This window comes from Acinetobacter gyllenbergii, from assembly GCF_001682515.1.
In the GTDB taxonomy this organism is placed as follows: domain Bacteria; phylum Pseudomonadota; class Gammaproteobacteria; order Pseudomonadales; family Moraxellaceae; genus Acinetobacter; species Acinetobacter gyllenbergii.
The window spans coordinates 199,244-214,781 of record NZ_KV575262.1; the positions used below are offsets into that span (position 1 = coordinate 199,244).

Sequence of the window (15,538 nt, forward strand, 5' to 3'; positions counted from 1 at the left end):
ATCAAGTGTATTTATAGATTTTGGTAGCTAAATTGAAAATACTATTGATGCTAAATCCATCATTCATTTGAAAAAATTAACAGAGTCCCTGCATAAACTGTACAGAACCTGCAAAAGCGCTCAGAATTTCTGTGTTCAAATAATACAATTAAACAGCAACTTGAGAAAAACATGAAAAAAACTTTCATCATGAGTTTACTGGGTGGTTTAACCCTTGGTTTAACAGCGTGTGCATCAACACCAACTAACACATTGGCGATCCAGAAAGAAAATAATCAATATGAAGTGACTGGTATTGGTAAAACCAGCTTAATTGCGAAAAATAATGCAGTTACTGCTGCTCAGAAAACCTGTACCCGTAACACTTCCCCTGTAGTTGTAGATGAAAAAACTGCATACCAAGGGGTATTAAAAGGTGTTGTCGATGAACAAACAGGTAAAATGGTTGAGGCAGCAGCAGGCGTCATTGGTACGATTACTGGTAAAAATGCCTCTTTAGCAAAAGATGATGATTATCAAACGACCTTGACTTTCTACTGTAAAGCCAACGCGTAAACACAAAAAAGCCGATGTAGATACATCGGCTTTTTTGTGCTTTGTCACTTAGTGCGCTTCGCTCGCAGCAACTTCAGATGCTGCACCTTGCTCTGCAACATCAGTATTGTTTTCATCTAAATTCGGTTTATCAATCGCATCAATTGCAGCTTGTTGCTCTGGAGTCGTTTGTGTTGTTACAGCAGAAGCTGCTTGATCTTGCTGTTCAGCATTTTTCACTTCTTCTTTCTTTGCACATGCAGTCAGCATAATTGGAGCAATAATAAGAGCGGCAAGGGTTAATTTAAATTTCATCACGGCTTTCCACAGTTACTTGGTTAACTTATGACAAGTATATTTCAGATATATGACATTTTGATGACGACAACGTTGTACAAAAGTAAAAAGAGCCGATAAACATCGACTCTTTTTGAAATATCTTTTGACTAATCAATTCATTGAAACTTGATTATGCACGCTCAAGAAGAACTGCAACAGCAGGTAAAGTTTTGCCTTCTACGAACTCCAAGAATGCACCACCACCTGTTGAGATATAACCAATTTGATCAGCAACTTGATATTTATCAATCGCAGCAAGCGTATCACCACCACCCGCAATTGAGAAACCAGCAGATTCAGCAATTGCCAATGAAAGTGTTTTAGTCCCTTCACCGAATTGATCTACCTCAAATACACCCACTGGGCCATTCCAAAGAATGGTTTTTGACGTTTTTAAGATCTCTGCAAATGCTTTGGCAGTTTCAGGACCAACATCCAAGATCATATCGGTATCAGTTACATCAGCAACGTTTTTCACCACAGCTTGAGCGTTTGCCAATGAGCCCAAGAAGTCTTCAAAGTTGATTTGGCTTGCATCAGCAACCACAACATCCGTTGGCAATGGAACACTTACTTTTGCAGCAATTTGTTTTGCCGTTTCGACCAAATCAGCTTCATAGAGTGATTTACCAACGTTATAACCTGCTGCTGCAAGGAAAGTATTGGCAATACCACCACCAACAATGAGTTGATCACAGATGCTAGACAATGAATTTAAGACGTCAAGTTTAGTTGATACTTTAGAACCTGCAACAATCGCAACCATTGGTTTTTCTGGGGTTTGCATTGCACGACCAAGTGCATCTAGCTCAGCAGCCAATAAAGGACCTGCTGCTGCAATTGGTGCAAAACGTGCTGCGCCTTCAGTTGAAGCTTCTGCACGATGCGCCGTACCAAATGCATCCATCACGAATACATCACATAAAGCTGCATATTTTTTTGCAAGTTCTTGGTTATTTTTCTTTTCACCATGGTTGAAACGAACGTTTTCAAGTAAAACCACTTGACCCGCAGCAACTTCAACGCCCTCTAAATAATCTGTGAATAATTTTACATCTTGACCTAATGCTTTACTTAAATAAGCAGCGACTGGTGCAAGTGATTGTTCTGGCTTTGGCTCACCTTCTACAGGACGACCCAAATGAGAAAATACCATCACTGCCGCGCCTTTTTCTAAAGCCGCTTTAATTGTAGGCAATGCTGCACGTAAACGTGCATCACTGGTAATTTCCCCATTTTTTACAGGAACGTTTAAGTCTTCACGAATAAGGACACGTTTACCTGCTAAATCAAGATCAGTCATGCGCTGAAAATTCATGGATGGCTCTCTAGTTGATTTTAAAAACGGCGTAATTTTAAATGATTCTCTGAAATAAAGGTGAGTTTTTTTGCAGAAAAGCTGCCGAAAGCTTCAGATTTGATTATGATAATCGGGATCACTAAATTTTTATATTATTATGTCTATTCATCCAGATCCTAAAATTAATCGTTTAAACGTCCTTGGCGAACCTTTAGCCAGCTGTTGTTATGACCCAATTACAGGGTATTTTCGTAATGGTTTTTGTCACACGGCGGTCTCCGATCTTGGTCAGCACACCATGTGCGCGCAAATGACTTCTGAGTTTTTAAATTTCTCACAAAAAGTCGGCAATGACCTGATCACCCCCTTACCTGAAGTGGGCTTTCCAGGGCTTAAACCAGGTGATTTCTGGTGTATCTGTGTGACCCGTTGGGTTGAGGCTTATCAGGCAGGACAAGCGCCACCGATTAAATTGAATGCTTGCCACAATGCCGTTCTACATTATGTTCCTTTGAATATTCTTGTGGAATACGCGGTCTAATGTACCAACCTGAACTAATTTTGGCTTCAAGCAGTCAAACCCGTAAAGATCTGATGGATCGTTTAAGGCTCGATTATCGCTGTATTTCACCTGATATTGATGAGTCAGCAGATGGTGAAGTACATGCCGATGATTTAGCCAAGCGACTGGCCTATGAAAAAGCCCGTGTCATTGCGCAACAACATCCTGATGCGATTGTGATTGGTTCAGATCAAGTGGCCTGGCGCGAACATGCCCCCTATGACTTTATTGGTAAACCTTTAAGCCTTGAAAATGCCATTCAGCAATTACAGGAAAATTCGAGTCAAACCGTGTTTTTCAGTACAGCACTCAGTGTTCAACATTTGCAATCTGGCTTTGAAACCACATTGGTCGAACATTACCAAGTCAAATTCCGTCAACTGACACTGGCTGAGATTGAGCGTTATATTGCAATTGATCAACCCTTGCATTGTGCGGGCAGCTTTAAATGTGAAAGCTTGGGGATTAGCTTATTTGAAAAAATGGCTGGTGATGATCAAACCACCTTGATGGGCTTACCCATGATTCAACTGTGTAAGATCTTACGTCAGTTTGGAATAAGTGCGCCTTAACAAACACCCTGACCTAAACTTAATTTAGATCAGGGTCAATCATTATTCCTCAACCACGGTGACTCTTTTTGGTAAAGCAAACCAAATAAAAATCGACAGAATCAAGAACAATAATGCAGCCACATTCAATACGGAACGATGCGATTGGCTAAAAGCCTGTTTCGCTGCTTGAATCAAATGTTCAGCAAGCGTTGGCTGTAATTGTTTCGCCGCTTGAATCGCCTCTCCAATTGAACTACTCGCCTGTTGCAGCATGTTATTCGGTACATCACTTGGAATCACAATCGAGTTGGCATAGAACCATGAGAGCATCAGACCAAAAAATGCAATGCCCAAACCTGCACCTAACTCGTATGCCATCCCTTCAATCGCACCCGCAGCTGTCGCTTTACTTGGTGGAACAGAGGACATAATTGCTGAAGTTGAAGAAAGTAAGGCAATTTCCACACTCAAACCTAATAACACCATCCATGCCCATGCGTGGATTTGTGCTTGCATAAAGTCGGTATTGGCCAAGCCCCACAGACTGATCGCACTCATCAGCATACCCAGTGAAGCCACAGAACGTAGACCAAAACGGTTCACCAACAGACTGGCAATTGGACCACCTAAACTAATCGCAATCATGAACGGTAAAATAAATGCCCCAGCAGCCAATGGCGAAAGCTGATACACAAATTGCAGCTCTTGCGAAACCAACAGCTCAAATCCTACCAAAGCCATCATTGATACAATTGCCATGACCACACCAGTCGCAATAACGGGGTGTTTGAACAATTGAATATCAATCATTGGTGATTTTGATGTTAACTGCTGACGAATAAAGCCAACCAACAAACTAAAACCAACGGCAAAAATTAAAATCGACCACACAGTAAAGCCATGCATCACCGATTTCACTGCATAGATCATACTCAGGATGGCGATCACCAAGACCAATGCTTGTAACAAATTGAGATTCTGTTTTGGCTGACCTGTTTGTTTTGGAATCAAAAATGCAGCCAATACCACCACGGTGATCATGATAGGTACATTAATCAGGAAGACTGAGCCCCAGTGGAAATGCTCAAGCAAAAAGCCACCGAGTAATGGACCAAAAGCTGCACCACCGCCACCGACTGTTGCCCAGATCCCTAAAGCAAAGTTACGTTGTTTTTCATCCAGAAAGGTATTACGTACTGCCGATAAGGTTGCGGGCAGAATCATTGCTCCGCCTACCGCCAATAAAGCACGCGAAGCAATCAATGCCAATGCCGTTGGTGAAAATGCAGCTGCCAATGAGGCCAGACCAAATAACACCGCACCAATGATCATCAGACGCTTATAACCAATACGATCCCCTAAGGCACCCATCGGTAAAATCAGCCCTGCCATGACCAGTGAATAAATATCAATAATCCATAGTAACTCATTGGCTGAAGAAGAAAGCGACTCGCTTAAAGTAGGTGTCGCCACGTGTAAAATGGTTGCATCAATCGCGACAGGAATATAGATCAATACAACAATTGCAAGAATTAACCACTTGCGTGACATAAATGCCTCTAAATTGGACAACCGTTCAAATTGGCGTTATTATAACCAAAATTGAACACTCGTCCAACTTTTGGGTTTAAGTGAGTTTGTTTCTGATTTGTATATGCTGATAGGTGCTAGAGAAAGAATGGCTTATTTGAACCGTGAACAACGCCGTGAAATGATTTTGCAAGCCGCCATGCAGGTTGCCTTAAACGAAGGTTTTTCTGCGATGACGGTTCGCCGTATCGCCACTGAAGCCCAAACCTCAACAGGGCAAGTACATCATCACTTTGCCTCTAGCTCACATCTCAAAGCTGAAGCTTTTATTAAACTGATGCAGCAATTGGACGAAATTGAAAATCAGGTCCAGACTGCCAATTACCTACAACGTCTCTCATTATTTCTTGGATGTGAGAATATTGAACAAATCCAACCCTATTTACGCCTTTGGAACGAAGCAGAAGTTTTAATCGACCAAGATCAAGAAATCAAACTGGCTTATAATATCGCCATGCAAGATTGGCACCACTCCATTGTCCGTATGATTGATGAAGGCCAAGCACACGGCGAGTTTCAATTTGATACGAATAGCCATGACATTGCATGGCGGCTCATCGCATTTGTTTGTGGTCTAGAAGGTATTTATAAATTAGGTTTGCTGGGGTTGAATGAGACTGATTTTAAGCGTCATACCGAAGCCATTATTCAAGCCGAACTATTTAAAAAGTAAAATGAGTAATAAATGATGCAACCAACACTACACACATCAAGACTCGATTTATACCGATTTGAAATGGATGATCTGATTGACATCTATCCTTGTGTAACAACAACTTTAACCCGTTATATGGCATGGGAACCTGCGCAGAGCTTTGCCGAACTCGAACAGATTGGGCAAACATGGCTGATCGCCGAAACCAACCATACAGATCGCCATTTTGTGTTACGGAATAAACAAGATCAGGTCTTTATTGGCTTAATTGGCGTACATCATTTAGATAACCCAACACCCGAATTAGGATTATGGATTCGAGAAGATTACCATCAGCAAGGCTTTGCTAAAGAAGCCTTGTTTGAAGTATTCAAATGGGCTTCTTTGCATCTCTCCGCGCAATATTTCTTATATCCTGTTGCAATCGAAAATCAACCGAGTCGTAAACTGGCTGAATTTTTAGGTGGGACTGTTGCAGCATACAAAACTGAACGGAAATATAAAGCAGTGATTTACCATATTCCGCCTTATCAAAATCAGGCGAATTAGAACCAGCCTTTGCGACCTGTTAATCGTTCATCTGCACAGCGTATGGTTTCTTGACTCAAGCCCCACAGACGATAATCCCCTGTTGCCGAGGTTACGTTAAAGTTATGCGTATAAGCAAAACTCAGTTCACGATCAAAATCACACCATGCACCTGAACCATTAAAGCCCACATGTCCAAAGCCATGTGGCGCACGTTTGCCCATGGTGAGAATGCGGTGATATCCCAAACGCCAATGCATTGGAATCGGCATTACGCGATCACGCGCTTTACTTTGTACGGTACTAAGTTGCTTAAATACCTCTGGACGAATCAGTTGCTGCCCTTGCCATTGTCCTTGATTGGCCAGCATGGCATAGACTTTTGCCAAACTATCCGCAGTAAATACGCCATTGGCCGCAGGAATGACAGCTTGCAATCCTTCATCACTGTAGAAACTAAAATTGCGCATGCCTTTAGGGATCATGGCATCCTGAAAATCTTGTGGGTTTTGACCTGAAAGCTCTAATAATCTTTCTGATAAAGATGCTTTACGTGGGGCATTGTTTTTCTTGCTTTGTGGCGCACTTGTTGATGGTGCTTTTGGTTTTTCCAATAAACGAGCCACTCGACCCAATTCTGAAGCTGGTGTACCAAAATACGCACCATCCAGCTCAAGCGGTTGCACCAGATAACGTTGCATCAACCAACTTAAGGGTTGTTTAGCTGCTTTCTCGATCACACCACCCAAAATCCAACCATAGGTCAAAGGCTGATAAGCAAAACTTTGTCCTGCTGCAAAACGTGGTGTCGCTGCTGCCATAACCTCCAACATATGTGACCAGTCCAGCATTTCTGTTGCAGTTTCAATGCTATTGCGAATATCAAATAGACCACTTTGATGAGACAGGACATGACGTAGCGTAATATTGGCTTTGCCATTCTGAGCAAACTCAGGCCAGTAATAGGCAATCGGCTGTTCATAATCCAGCACACCTTCACTGACCAATATATGGGCAAGTGTTGCCAGAATACCTTTTCCGGTTGAGTAGCACATCGCTAAAGTATCGGATTGCCAATCTTCTTGTTGAGATTTCTTACCTGTGAAAATATCAACCACTTTTTGACCTTGGAAATACACCACCAATGCCGCACCACCTTGCTGGCTACGCGCATCTTGCAAGCGACTAAATTGGCTTGCTAAATCAATAAAGCGTTCATCAACACTGCCATGATAATGTTGCGTATCGGCAAATAGTATTTCTTTAATCACAGCTCAATTCCTTATGATATTTATGTTTTTTATAATCTCCCTGTTGTGTACAACAGGGATCATTTGCACTAGATGATGGTATTAAAGGGCTTTTACTGTACCCGCAACATGTGGCTTTTTCGATTTCACATTACGAATCAAGAAGTCGGTCTGTTTTGGCTCAGCTGCAGTTAAAAACTCTACTGTAGAAGGTAGGAACATCGGTAACTTGAACCAAACATCGGCCTCATAAGCCGCTGGCAACTCAATACTTGCCAAAGCTTTAGCTTTACTCCACATTCCATGTGCAATCGCCTGTTTAAAGCCAAACGCTTTTGCAGTCACAGCATGGATATGAATCAAGTTAAAGTCACCCGAAATCACGGCATAACGACGGCCTGTATTTTCAGAAATATTCCATTCTGCTTGGGGCTGGTAAGCAGGTTCTTTCACTTCTTTGGCTTTTTCAGTCGCTTTTTTCTCTGTTTTTTGGCGTGATAAATAAGTGGTTAAACTTTCCATCACCACTTCACCACCGACTTTTGCAGTCGTGATGAAATCAAACTGCAAACCTTTGTCATGTGGTTTTAGCTCGCCAAACTTGCACGATAAAGTGATTTGCTCATTCACAGCAATTTTTCGAGTTTGCTTGATTTGGTTACGAATATGCACCAAGCCCAAGATCGGGAAAGGAAATGCTTCACTGGTCATCATGTGCATTTGCAGACTTTGCGACAAAACTGCCAAATAGATTGCTGGCACGAAACCATCATTTTTAAAACCACAAATCTCGTTATAGCTTTCTAAATGCTTGGCATCAATTTTAAGTGTATCCACCACATATTCAACCTGTGGCAATACCTTTTCGCCCTTTGGCTTTTTAAAAATCAGACCTTGAATGACTTTTGGATAAGCTAAATAAGGTTTTGGCAACTGACTAAAATGACGTGTATTCATAATAAACCTTTCAATATTTTTTATAAAAAAGGGATGCACAAGCACCCCTCTTCAAAACCCTAATGCTTACGCACCTAACAAGCTTTGACCGCAGACACGAACAACGTTACCTGTCACACCAGTTGAACCCGTTGATGCATACCAAGCAATTGCTTCAGCCACATCTACTGGTAAACCACCTTGGTTCATCGAGTTCATACGACGACCCGCTTCACGAATCGCGAATGGAATCGCGGCAGTCATTTGTGTTTCGATAAAACCTGGTGCAACCGCATTGATGGTAATCCCATTCTTCAATGTCGGCGCAGTAAATTTAACCAAACCAATGACACCTGCTTTTGACACAGCATAGTTGGTTTGACCAAGGTTACCTGCGATACCACTGATTGATGATACACAAACGATACGACCATTTGCATTTAAACCATCATGAGAAAGTAAGTAATCGTTAACACGCTCGATTGCAGATAAGTTAATGTTGATCACGAGATCCCAAAGCTCTGGCTTCATATTTGCCAAAGTTTTGTCACGGGTAATCCCTGCATTATGCACGATCACGTCTAAACCGCCTTGTTTTGCAGCAGCAGTTTTGATTTTCTCACCTGCATCGGCAGCAGTGATGTCGATTGCCAATACTGAACCACCAATTGAACCAGCAACACGCTCTAAATCAGCTTGTTGTTGTGGAACATCTAAGCAAATGACATGTGCACCATCACGCGCCAATACATGTGCAATCGCTTCACCAATACCACGACTCGCACCAGTCACTAATGCTGTTTTACCCGCAAGTGGCTTCGCCCAATCTAAATCAACCACATCTGCTTTAGACACACGAACCACTTGACCAGAGACATACGCAGAGCGCGGTGAAATCAAGAACCGTAAAGTTGATTCAAGGTTTGCTTCTGCACCTTGGTCCACATAAACCACTTGAGCAGTAATCCCTTTTTTGAATTCTTTACCAACCGACTTGATAAAGCCTTCAAGCGCACGTTGTGCAATCGCTTGTTTGACTGTTTTGGCAGTTTCAGGTGTGGTACCAATCACGATCACACGGCCTGAACTTGAGATTTGACGCGCGATTGGATTGAAGAAGTCGTATAACGCTTTTAATTGTTCTGAATCTTGAATACCAGATGCATCAAATACAACCGCTTTAAATTTAGATTCTTTGTCATCGGCATTAAGAGGACGAAGATTTAAACCGACCTTTGCAGCCGTTTGTTGTAATTCAACATTATTACCGACATAGCTATCTGCATGAATATTACTCAAAACTTGAGCAATCGCAGCAGAAATCGTACTAGATGGTGCTGCGCCAAGCAATACTGCACCATTTACAACTGGTTGAGCACTTTCAAAACGATCTAGTGCTACTGGTGATGGTAAACCTAGGTTTTTTACGACAAACTTACCTAAAGGTGATTGTGTAAATGCTTGGTACTGATCAGTCATGGTTATTATCTCTCATACAAATGAATTTGTTACAAACACATGAATCATGTTGGGATATGGCATGAAATCAATGTCTGATTGACTCATAGCAAATCATACTTGAGTTCATGTCTAGATGTCTTGACCTGAATGTGGTCTCAAGCGTCATTCTAGTCAATACAGCACTATCGGAAATATGGTATGTTTGTAGCAAGAATATCGCAATTATGCTTGGAAAAGCCTTATGAGCAAAACAACTCAAGAAAATCCAGCAGTCGAGACTTCCGCTCAAGAGACTGTGTCAAATACATCAAAAGCAGCTTCAACTTCACGTAAAACTGCAAGCACAACTCCGAAAGCGGCAACGACGACACCAAAAACAACGCGTGCTCGCTCTACAACACGTAGTGCGAGTACGACAAAAAGTGCTGCTGCGTCTACAACGACCAAAGCAGCTACAGCTAAAACAACCAAACCTTCTGTTCAACAGGATAAAACCATGAGCCAAAACACTGTGCGCCGTGTTGCCATTATCGGCGGTAACCGTATTCCTTTCGCTCGCTCTAACGGCGCTTATTTCACAGCTTCTAACATCGACATGTTTACAGCTGCGTTAAACGGTTTGGTTGAGCGCTTCAACCTACAAGGTCAACGCCTAGGTGAAGTGGTTGCGGGTGCAGTATTAAAGCACAGCCGTGATTTCAACATGACACGTGAATGTGTTTTAAATACGCAACTTGCACCAGAAACACCTGCATATGACATTCAACAAGCATGTGGCACTGGTTTACAAGCAGCATTCCTCGTTGCAAACAAAATCGCTTTAGGTCAAATCGAAGTGGGTGTTGCTGGTGGTGTTGACACGACTTCTGACGCACCAATCGCTTTCGGTGATGGCTTACGTAAAGCTCTACTTGAACTTAACATTGCTAAAACAGGTAAAGACCGTTTAAAAGCGTTAGCGAAAATCAATGTAAAAGATCTTATGGATGCACCTAAGAATGGTGAACCACGTACAGGTTTATCAATGGGTGACCATCAAGCAATCACTGCGCTTGAATGGGGTATTCCACGTGAAGAGCAAGATATTCTTGCTGCTTCTTCTCACCAAAAAATGGCAAAAGCATACGAAGAAGGTTTCTTCGATGACTTAATCACGCCATTCTTGGGTTTAAGCCGTGACAACAACTTACGTGCTGACTCTACAGCTGAGAAATTAGCAAAATTAAAACCTGCATTTGGTAAAGGCGAAGCTGCAACCATGACAGCGGGTAACTCGACCCCATTGACTGATGGTGCGTCATGTGTACTTTTAGCGTCTGAAGAATGGGCGAAAGCAAATGGTCATGAAGTCCTTGCTTACCTGACTTTCTCTGAAACTGCTGCGGTTGATTTTGTTGGTAAGAAAGAAGGCTTATTGATGGCACCTGCTTATGCAGTTCCACGTATGCTTGAGCGTGCTGGTCTTAAACTTCAAGATTTCGACTACTATGAAATCCATGAAGCATTTGCATCACAAGTTCTTTCTACCTTGAAAGCATGGGAAGACGAGAAATTCTGTAAAGAGCGTTTAGGCCTAGATGCACCTTTAGGTTCAATTGATCGTAGCAAGCTGAACATTAAAGGTTCATCTTTAGCTGCAGGTCACCCATTCGCTGCAACAGGTGGTCGTATCATTGCGACTGCTGCGAAAATCTTAAATGAAAAAGGTTCAGGTCGTATTCTTGTTTCGATCTGTGCTGCTGGTGGTCAAGGTGTAACGGCGATTATTGAAAAATAATTGTTCATCTGCCCATAAAAAAGCTGAATCATTTGATTCAGCTTTTTTATTTCTGGTGTTTCTATGATGACCATACCCTGTTGAATCAGGACACAATTAGCTCAATTGTATTTCATTGCTGTCAATATAATTTTTCCAATGTTTATACTTTGCAGGATTTTTAAATTGCTCTGACTCTCCATAATAAAAAAGCAACTGCTTCAATACATAATGATAATCAGCATAATCTAATGCTTTTTCAAAATATTGAATTGCCTTTTTAATATTCTGTTTAAACTGATGTCCTGCCTCATACATCAACCCATAATAGATTGCAGTATAAGCATCAGTTTTATCTCGTTTGATCAATTTAGCCAGTTGGTCATAGGCCGCCTTTCTATAATAAAGATCAGCGAGTTGCTCCCCACAGAAATACAATTGTTTCTCGGCACGTTGGTAATAGTCTTGCGCGGCTTCAAAATCTTGTTCAACCTCAACACCATCATAATACAGTCCTGCTAAATTTTTGCAGGCTTGGCCATTTCCTAACTGTATACTCTGTTTAAAACAGTCAATGGCTTGTTGAATATTCTGATCTACACCATGCCCTTTCAGATACATGCAGCCTAAATTATTCCATCCCCAAGCATTGCCCTGATGCGCTGCTTGCTGATAATAGTTCAACGCTCGCGTATAATCTTGCTCGACGCTTTCACCGTTATCATACATCAGGCCTAATGCCACCATACTCTCACAATCACCCTGATCTACAGCAGCCTGATAATATTGTATGGCTTGGGCAATATCATCATGTTCTTCAAAAGATTGGGCAATTTTCAACAAAGTCTTGGCTTTGAGTTGGTCAAAATAAATATCGCCTTGGGCAGTCTTCCAGCGTAAATAAAATTGCTCGAAAAACTTGAAATCTTTACCTTGGAAATTAAAACGCTGCAAATAAAATTGACCGACTTGATCTGGTTCTGCTTTTTCCAGTTGGCGTTGCTGATTAATAAAGAATAATTCCAACCCTTTAAATAATGTCAATTGCCCTAATCCAAGGTCATAACGGAGAATCGCAGGCGCAATGTAATCAAAATGTTCACTTAAATACTTTGTCTGAGCATCATAATAAGAGCGTCCAGTTGCCGCCACACACTGAAAGAAACCATGACTGACATGCTCTATACGTTCAAACTGATGAGAAAGAGGAATTAACCATTTTTGCTGAGCTGCATCAAACAATCCATATTTCCCAGCATCTTCAAATGGGTAAATATCATTAAGATCATTTAGATAATTACCTTCTATTAGTTTATCCACTCCCTGTTGCAGCAAAAACTCATGGGTTTCGGTTTGATATACATACCATTTCTTTTGTTTTCGATAAGCAAAGCTGGTATAGCCATAGGCAGACCAATCTTTGAGTTGATCGACCTCATCAATCAGTAATTCAGCATTCGGTTTTAATATCGAGATCTTGCGTTGAAACTTATTCGGATTAATCCATAAATAACCATGACTGAGTGGTTGTAGTACATCTTCAAGAAACTCGCCTAAGTAAGTTCCATCGCTCAGAAAATACCGTCTCTTTGTTGTTCCTACTAGCTCATAAGAATAAAGCTTGTGCTGTTCATTTAAATAATGTTGCTCAAAGGGACTACCCGAAGATTCTGTAATAACCAGTTGATGCTGAAGATTAAAAAGTTGATATTTAGCTTGATGTAGAATATTAAAAGTATCAGAATAAAGTAGTTGCTCAATAGCATCATAACAAGCTGGGATCTTCCATTCCCCGTTATCGAGACAAATGACCCCTTGCCGCTCAGGCGCGTGTTGTGGATGTACTACGGCATAATTTTGTTCTTCAATTTGGAAACTTTCATAGGCTTCAGAAAATTGAGCTTCAAGTAAAATCTTCCCGTAATGATTGATGTAACCCTTTTTTTCATTGCAGGTAAATACGGCAATTCCGTCCTGATTAAATGCTGAAATCTGACTAAATTGCGGTGTAACAACCGTCTCTCCTTTACGATTCTTTAACCCCCATAGACCGTTTTTTTCGAAACTTTCGGTTGCGTCTCGGTAAAGCCATGCTTCCCAATAACCAAGCCCCCACTGAATCCAATCTGTCTGTAAAATCTCAAGAAAGCTTTCATAACCACTTCTGGCCAATATCGGATTTAAAACAGATAAATCCCTTAATGTGATCGCTTGGTCATACAAGAATTTTTTTTCTACTATTTCCTCTAGCCAGTCCTGAGCTTGTTGACGATGGCTGTCCTCATTCATGTTAAAAACATCAGTTGCATCCATTTCAAACTGTTCATAAGGTAAGTTTTGCAAGAGCTCAAACATCGTCTGCTGAGCCTCAACAAAATCAGCTTGACCATCCAATTGATAGGTTGCATTCAACAAATCATAGAACCGTTGTAAATAAGCAATACCCCCCAAACGATCAAAGTAAAGTAAATGCCCTTTGCGTGTTGGCTGTATAAAAAACAGAGGAAGTAACAGCTGTGGAATTTCATATTTCCACTCGCCTAAATATCCCGAATAAGTATTTTGTTTATCGTGATCAACATTATATAAATAAATACGATGCGCCATTTATCGACCCTAAATCATTATCTTTATAAATTGAAATATAGAATTTCAAGAGAAATATCGAACAGATATTCACTCGATGTTTTGAATTATAAATTGAATTTCAATTATTCTCGTATTAACTTTCAATCAAATACAAAATGACAAACAACTGAGCGATCTTTTCATATGATCCATCCGTCTTGTCTGTAATCTAGGACTTATCTTGCCCGTTTAAACTTCACATAATAATCATTTAAAACTTTAATCACTTGCTTAAGTTCTCTAAGATTTTCCTCTGTATTCCCCAATCGCTCAACAAAACGCTGAGAGTGTAATTCCAAATCAATCTTTTCATTGATTTGCGGTGCGATTCGAAACAGCTTTTCTAAATCATCAAACCGGTCTAATTTTCGGTTTGAAAAATATTCCAAACGAAAGCCTAGCTCATTTAAGACGATACCATTCAGAATCGGCCCTTGTTCAGCATCAAAGCTCAAAGCATATTCTTGCAAAAATAATTGCTCAGGCGTTGCTTTGGAACTTTTAAATAGGTTGCTTAGTTGGCTTAACATTTCGGACTGATCATATAGCGATTTTCAAGCCTATTAAACCGCTAAATCATCCATTGAAGCAACCACTGACTGCACCTATAAAAAAAGCATCTTCTAAAAGATGCTTTCTCGTAATTTATTGGCCATACTGTTTTTTAAGGTATTCCACAATTTTAGCCGACTCAAACATTTTCACGCCGGTATTGGGATCAATCAAATACGGAACTTGAATATCACGGCCCATCAGTTCAACAATCTTTTCACGCTTACCATTAGGCAACGGAATATATTGGCCTGGTTTTAAACGCAAAATTGCAGGCCCCATATCCTGCCATCGCTCTTTCGGCACATTATGCAGAATGTATGGCAATTCCAACTCAGTCAAAACTTCACGCACCAAACGTGTATAAGGACTTGCCTCAAAGCTCCACAGCTCTAATAACTGCGCTGGTGCTGGACGCTCAACAATCTGCGGATTAATCCACACACCACGTGCTGCATTCGCCACAGTCGCTAACGCAGAGATATAAGGAAGTTTTGGATAATGACTAAACTTTTTCGGTGTTTGACCCGTTTTCCCATAATGCTTAAACAGATGATGAATAATCTGCTGTGATTCATATAACTGATCACCCGTATTTTCATCAATCAAAAATGGAAACTGCCTTTTCCCACCTTGAGCTTTCACGATGTGGCGATATTTTTGACCACCTTTTGGACATGGATAAATCTCCACATCCAAATTCAACAAAGTGATCACTTCACGGACACGGCGACAAAATGGAGAACCTTCAAACTCATAGAGCTTAAGTGCTTTTGCAGGTTGATTGGGAAATGGTGTACCAGAGACACCTCGCCCACCTTCAATCAGCGTTGCACATACAGATTGTAAAACCTTGAATTGGTGGCTCACCATTTTTAGCATCGGGTTATCCT

At 41.1% G+C, this 15,538-nt stretch carries 15 protein-coding genes; 6 read left to right on the plus strand and 9 right to left on the minus strand.

What is annotated here, in order from left to right:
- The first annotated feature begins 171 nt into the window (after positions 1-171).
- Positions 172-555, plus strand: coding sequence for a hypothetical protein (locus NG55_RS06930; protein ID WP_016541144.1), 384 nt, complete (start codon positions 172-174; stop codon positions 553-555).
- 48 nt (positions 556-603) lie between these two features.
- On the opposite strand, the gene NG55_RS06935 is transcribed toward NG55_RS06930, so the two are convergent.
- Together NG55_RS06935 and NG55_RS06940 are read right to left on the minus strand one after the other, a co-directional pair.
- Positions 604-849: a hypothetical protein gene (locus NG55_RS06935; protein WP_016541143.1), complete on the minus strand. Its 246-nt coding sequence runs from the start codon at positions 847-849 to the stop codon at positions 604-606.
- A 154-nt stretch (positions 850-1,003) separates the two neighbouring features.
- A complete protein-coding gene (locus tag NG55_RS06940) occupies positions 1,004-2,191 on the minus strand; it encodes a phosphoglycerate kinase (protein ID WP_065342816.1) in 1,188 nt (395 codons plus the stop codon).
- A 139-nt stretch (positions 2,192-2,330) separates the two neighbouring features.
- On the opposite strand from NG55_RS06940, the gene NG55_RS06945 reads away from it, so the two are divergent.
- A complete protein-coding gene (locus NG55_RS06945; RefSeq protein WP_016660352.1) occupies positions 2,331-2,714 on the plus strand; it encodes a DUF2237 family protein in 384 nt (127 codons plus the stop codon).
- Entirely contained in the window at positions 2,714-3,307 is a 594-nt protein-coding gene (locus NG55_RS06950; protein ID WP_065342817.1) for a Maf family protein, read from the plus strand. Before NG55_RS06945 ends, NG55_RS06950 begins: the two co-directional genes overlap by 1 nt.
- 42 nt (positions 3,308-3,349) lie before the next feature.
- On the opposite strand, the gene NG55_RS06955 is transcribed toward NG55_RS06950, so the two are convergent.
- Complete coding sequence (locus NG55_RS06955; protein ID WP_065342818.1) at positions 3,350-4,840, minus strand: MFS transporter; 1,491 nt, start codon at positions 4,838-4,840, stop codon at positions 3,350-3,352.
- 127 nt (positions 4,841-4,967) lie between these two features.
- Here NG55_RS06955 and NG55_RS06960 point away from each other — a divergent pair, with 127 nt between their 5' ends.
- Together NG55_RS06960 and NG55_RS06965 are read left to right on the plus strand one after the other, a co-directional pair.
- Positions 4,968-5,552: a TetR family transcriptional regulator gene (locus tag NG55_RS06960; RefSeq protein WP_016541138.1), complete on the plus strand. Its 585-nt coding sequence runs from the start codon at positions 4,968-4,970 to the stop codon at positions 5,550-5,552.
- A gap of 12 nt (positions 5,553-5,564) precedes the next feature.
- On the plus strand, positions 5,565-6,083 hold the full coding sequence (locus NG55_RS06965) for a GNAT family N-acetyltransferase (protein ID WP_065342819.1): 519 nt from the start codon (positions 5,565-5,567) through the stop codon (positions 6,081-6,083).
- Here the strand turns inward: NG55_RS06965 and NG55_RS06970 are convergent.
- From NG55_RS06970 to NG55_RS06980, 3 genes are all read right to left on the minus strand, one after another.
- The gene (locus NG55_RS06970) at positions 6,080-7,333 is read right to left on the minus strand and encodes a serine hydrolase domain-containing protein (RefSeq protein ID WP_065342820.1); all 1,254 of its coding nucleotides are present in this window, start codon (positions 7,331-7,333) and stop codon (positions 6,080-6,082) included. The two genes, NG55_RS06965 and NG55_RS06970, sit on opposite strands and share 4 nt — an antisense overlap.
- An 81-nt stretch (positions 7,334-7,414) precedes the next feature.
- Positions 7,415-8,269 (minus strand): MaoC family dehydratase, encoded by an 855-nt coding sequence (locus NG55_RS06975; protein WP_016541135.1) that lies wholly within the window; start codon positions 8,267-8,269, stop codon positions 7,415-7,417.
- A 66-nt stretch (positions 8,270-8,335) separates the two neighbouring features.
- Positions 8,336-9,727: a 3-oxoacyl-ACP reductase gene (locus NG55_RS06980; RefSeq protein ID WP_004653005.1), complete on the minus strand. Its 1,392-nt coding sequence runs from the start codon at positions 9,725-9,727 to the stop codon at positions 8,336-8,338.
- Between the two features lie 223 nt (positions 9,728-9,950).
- Between NG55_RS06980 and NG55_RS06985 the strand changes: the two genes are divergently transcribed.
- A complete protein-coding gene (locus NG55_RS06985; RefSeq protein ID WP_065342821.1) occupies positions 9,951-11,486 on the plus strand; it encodes an acetyl-CoA C-acetyltransferase in 1,536 nt (511 codons plus the stop codon).
- A 96-nt stretch (positions 11,487-11,582) separates the two neighbouring features.
- Here the strand turns inward: NG55_RS06985 and NG55_RS06990 are convergent, their stop codons facing one another.
- From NG55_RS06990 to NG55_RS07000, 3 genes are all read right to left on the minus strand, one after another.
- On the minus strand, positions 11,583-14,072 hold the full coding sequence (locus NG55_RS06990; RefSeq protein ID WP_065342822.1) for an SEL1-like repeat protein: 2,490 nt from the start codon (positions 14,070-14,072) through the stop codon (positions 11,583-11,585).
- 197 nt (positions 14,073-14,269) lie between these two features.
- Positions 14,270-14,623, minus strand: a complete 354-nt coding sequence (locus tag NG55_RS06995) for a hypothetical protein (protein ID WP_065342823.1) — start codon at positions 14,621-14,623, stop codon at positions 14,270-14,272.
- Between the two features lie 115 nt (positions 14,624-14,738).
- Positions 14,739-15,527 (minus strand): glutathione S-transferase N-terminal domain-containing protein, encoded by a 789-nt coding sequence (locus tag NG55_RS07000; RefSeq protein WP_065342824.1) that lies wholly within the window; start codon positions 15,525-15,527, stop codon positions 14,739-14,741.
- Positions 15,528-15,538 lie beyond the last annotated feature (11 nt).

Bases quoted from the DNA above. Each gene is read 5' to 3' on its own strand.
- NG55_RS06950 (WP_065342817.1), top strand. From the start codon at position 2,714: ATGTACCAACCTGAACTAATTTTGGCTTCAAGCAGTCAAACCCGTAAA.
- NG55_RS06985 (WP_065342821.1), top strand. From the start codon at position 9,951: ATGAGCAAAACAACTCAAGAAAATCCAGCAGTCGAGACTTCCGCTCAA.
- NG55_RS06960 (WP_016541138.1), top strand. From the start codon at position 4,968: ATGGCTTATTTGAACCGTGAACAACGCCGTGAAATGATTTTGCAAGCC.
- NG55_RS06935 (WP_016541143.1), bottom strand. From the start codon at position 849: ATGAAATTTAAATTAACCCTTGCCGCTCTTATTATTGCTCCAATTATG.
- NG55_RS06945 (WP_016660352.1), top strand. From the start codon at position 2,331: ATGTCTATTCATCCAGATCCTAAAATTAATCGTTTAAACGTCCTTGGC.
- NG55_RS06980 (WP_004653005.1), bottom strand. From the start codon at position 9,727: ATGACTGATCAGTACCAAGCATTTACACAATCACCTTTAGGTAAGTTT.
- NG55_RS06965 (WP_065342819.1), top strand. From the start codon at position 5,565: ATGATGCAACCAACACTACACACATCAAGACTCGATTTATACCGATTT.
- NG55_RS07000 (WP_065342824.1), bottom strand. From the start codon at position 15,527: ATGCTAAAAATGGTGAGCCACCAATTCAAGGTTTTACAATCTGTATGT.
- NG55_RS06990 (WP_065342822.1), bottom strand. From the start codon at position 14,072: ATGGCGCATCGTATTTATTTATATAATGTTGATCACGATAAACAAAAT.
- NG55_RS06975 (WP_016541135.1), bottom strand. From the start codon at position 8,269: ATGAATACACGTCATTTTAGTCAGTTGCCAAAACCTTATTTAGCTTAT.
- NG55_RS06995 (WP_065342823.1), bottom strand. From the start codon at position 14,623: ATGTTAAGCCAACTAAGCAACCTATTTAAAAGTTCCAAAGCAACGCCT.
- NG55_RS06940 (WP_065342816.1), bottom strand. From the start codon at position 2,191: ATGAATTTTCAGCGCATGACTGATCTTGATTTAGCAGGTAAACGTGTC.
- NG55_RS06930 (WP_016541144.1), top strand. From the start codon at position 172: ATGAAAAAAACTTTCATCATGAGTTTACTGGGTGGTTTAACCCTTGGT.
- NG55_RS06955 (WP_065342818.1), bottom strand. From the start codon at position 4,840: ATGTCACGCAAGTGGTTAATTCTTGCAATTGTTGTATTGATCTATATT.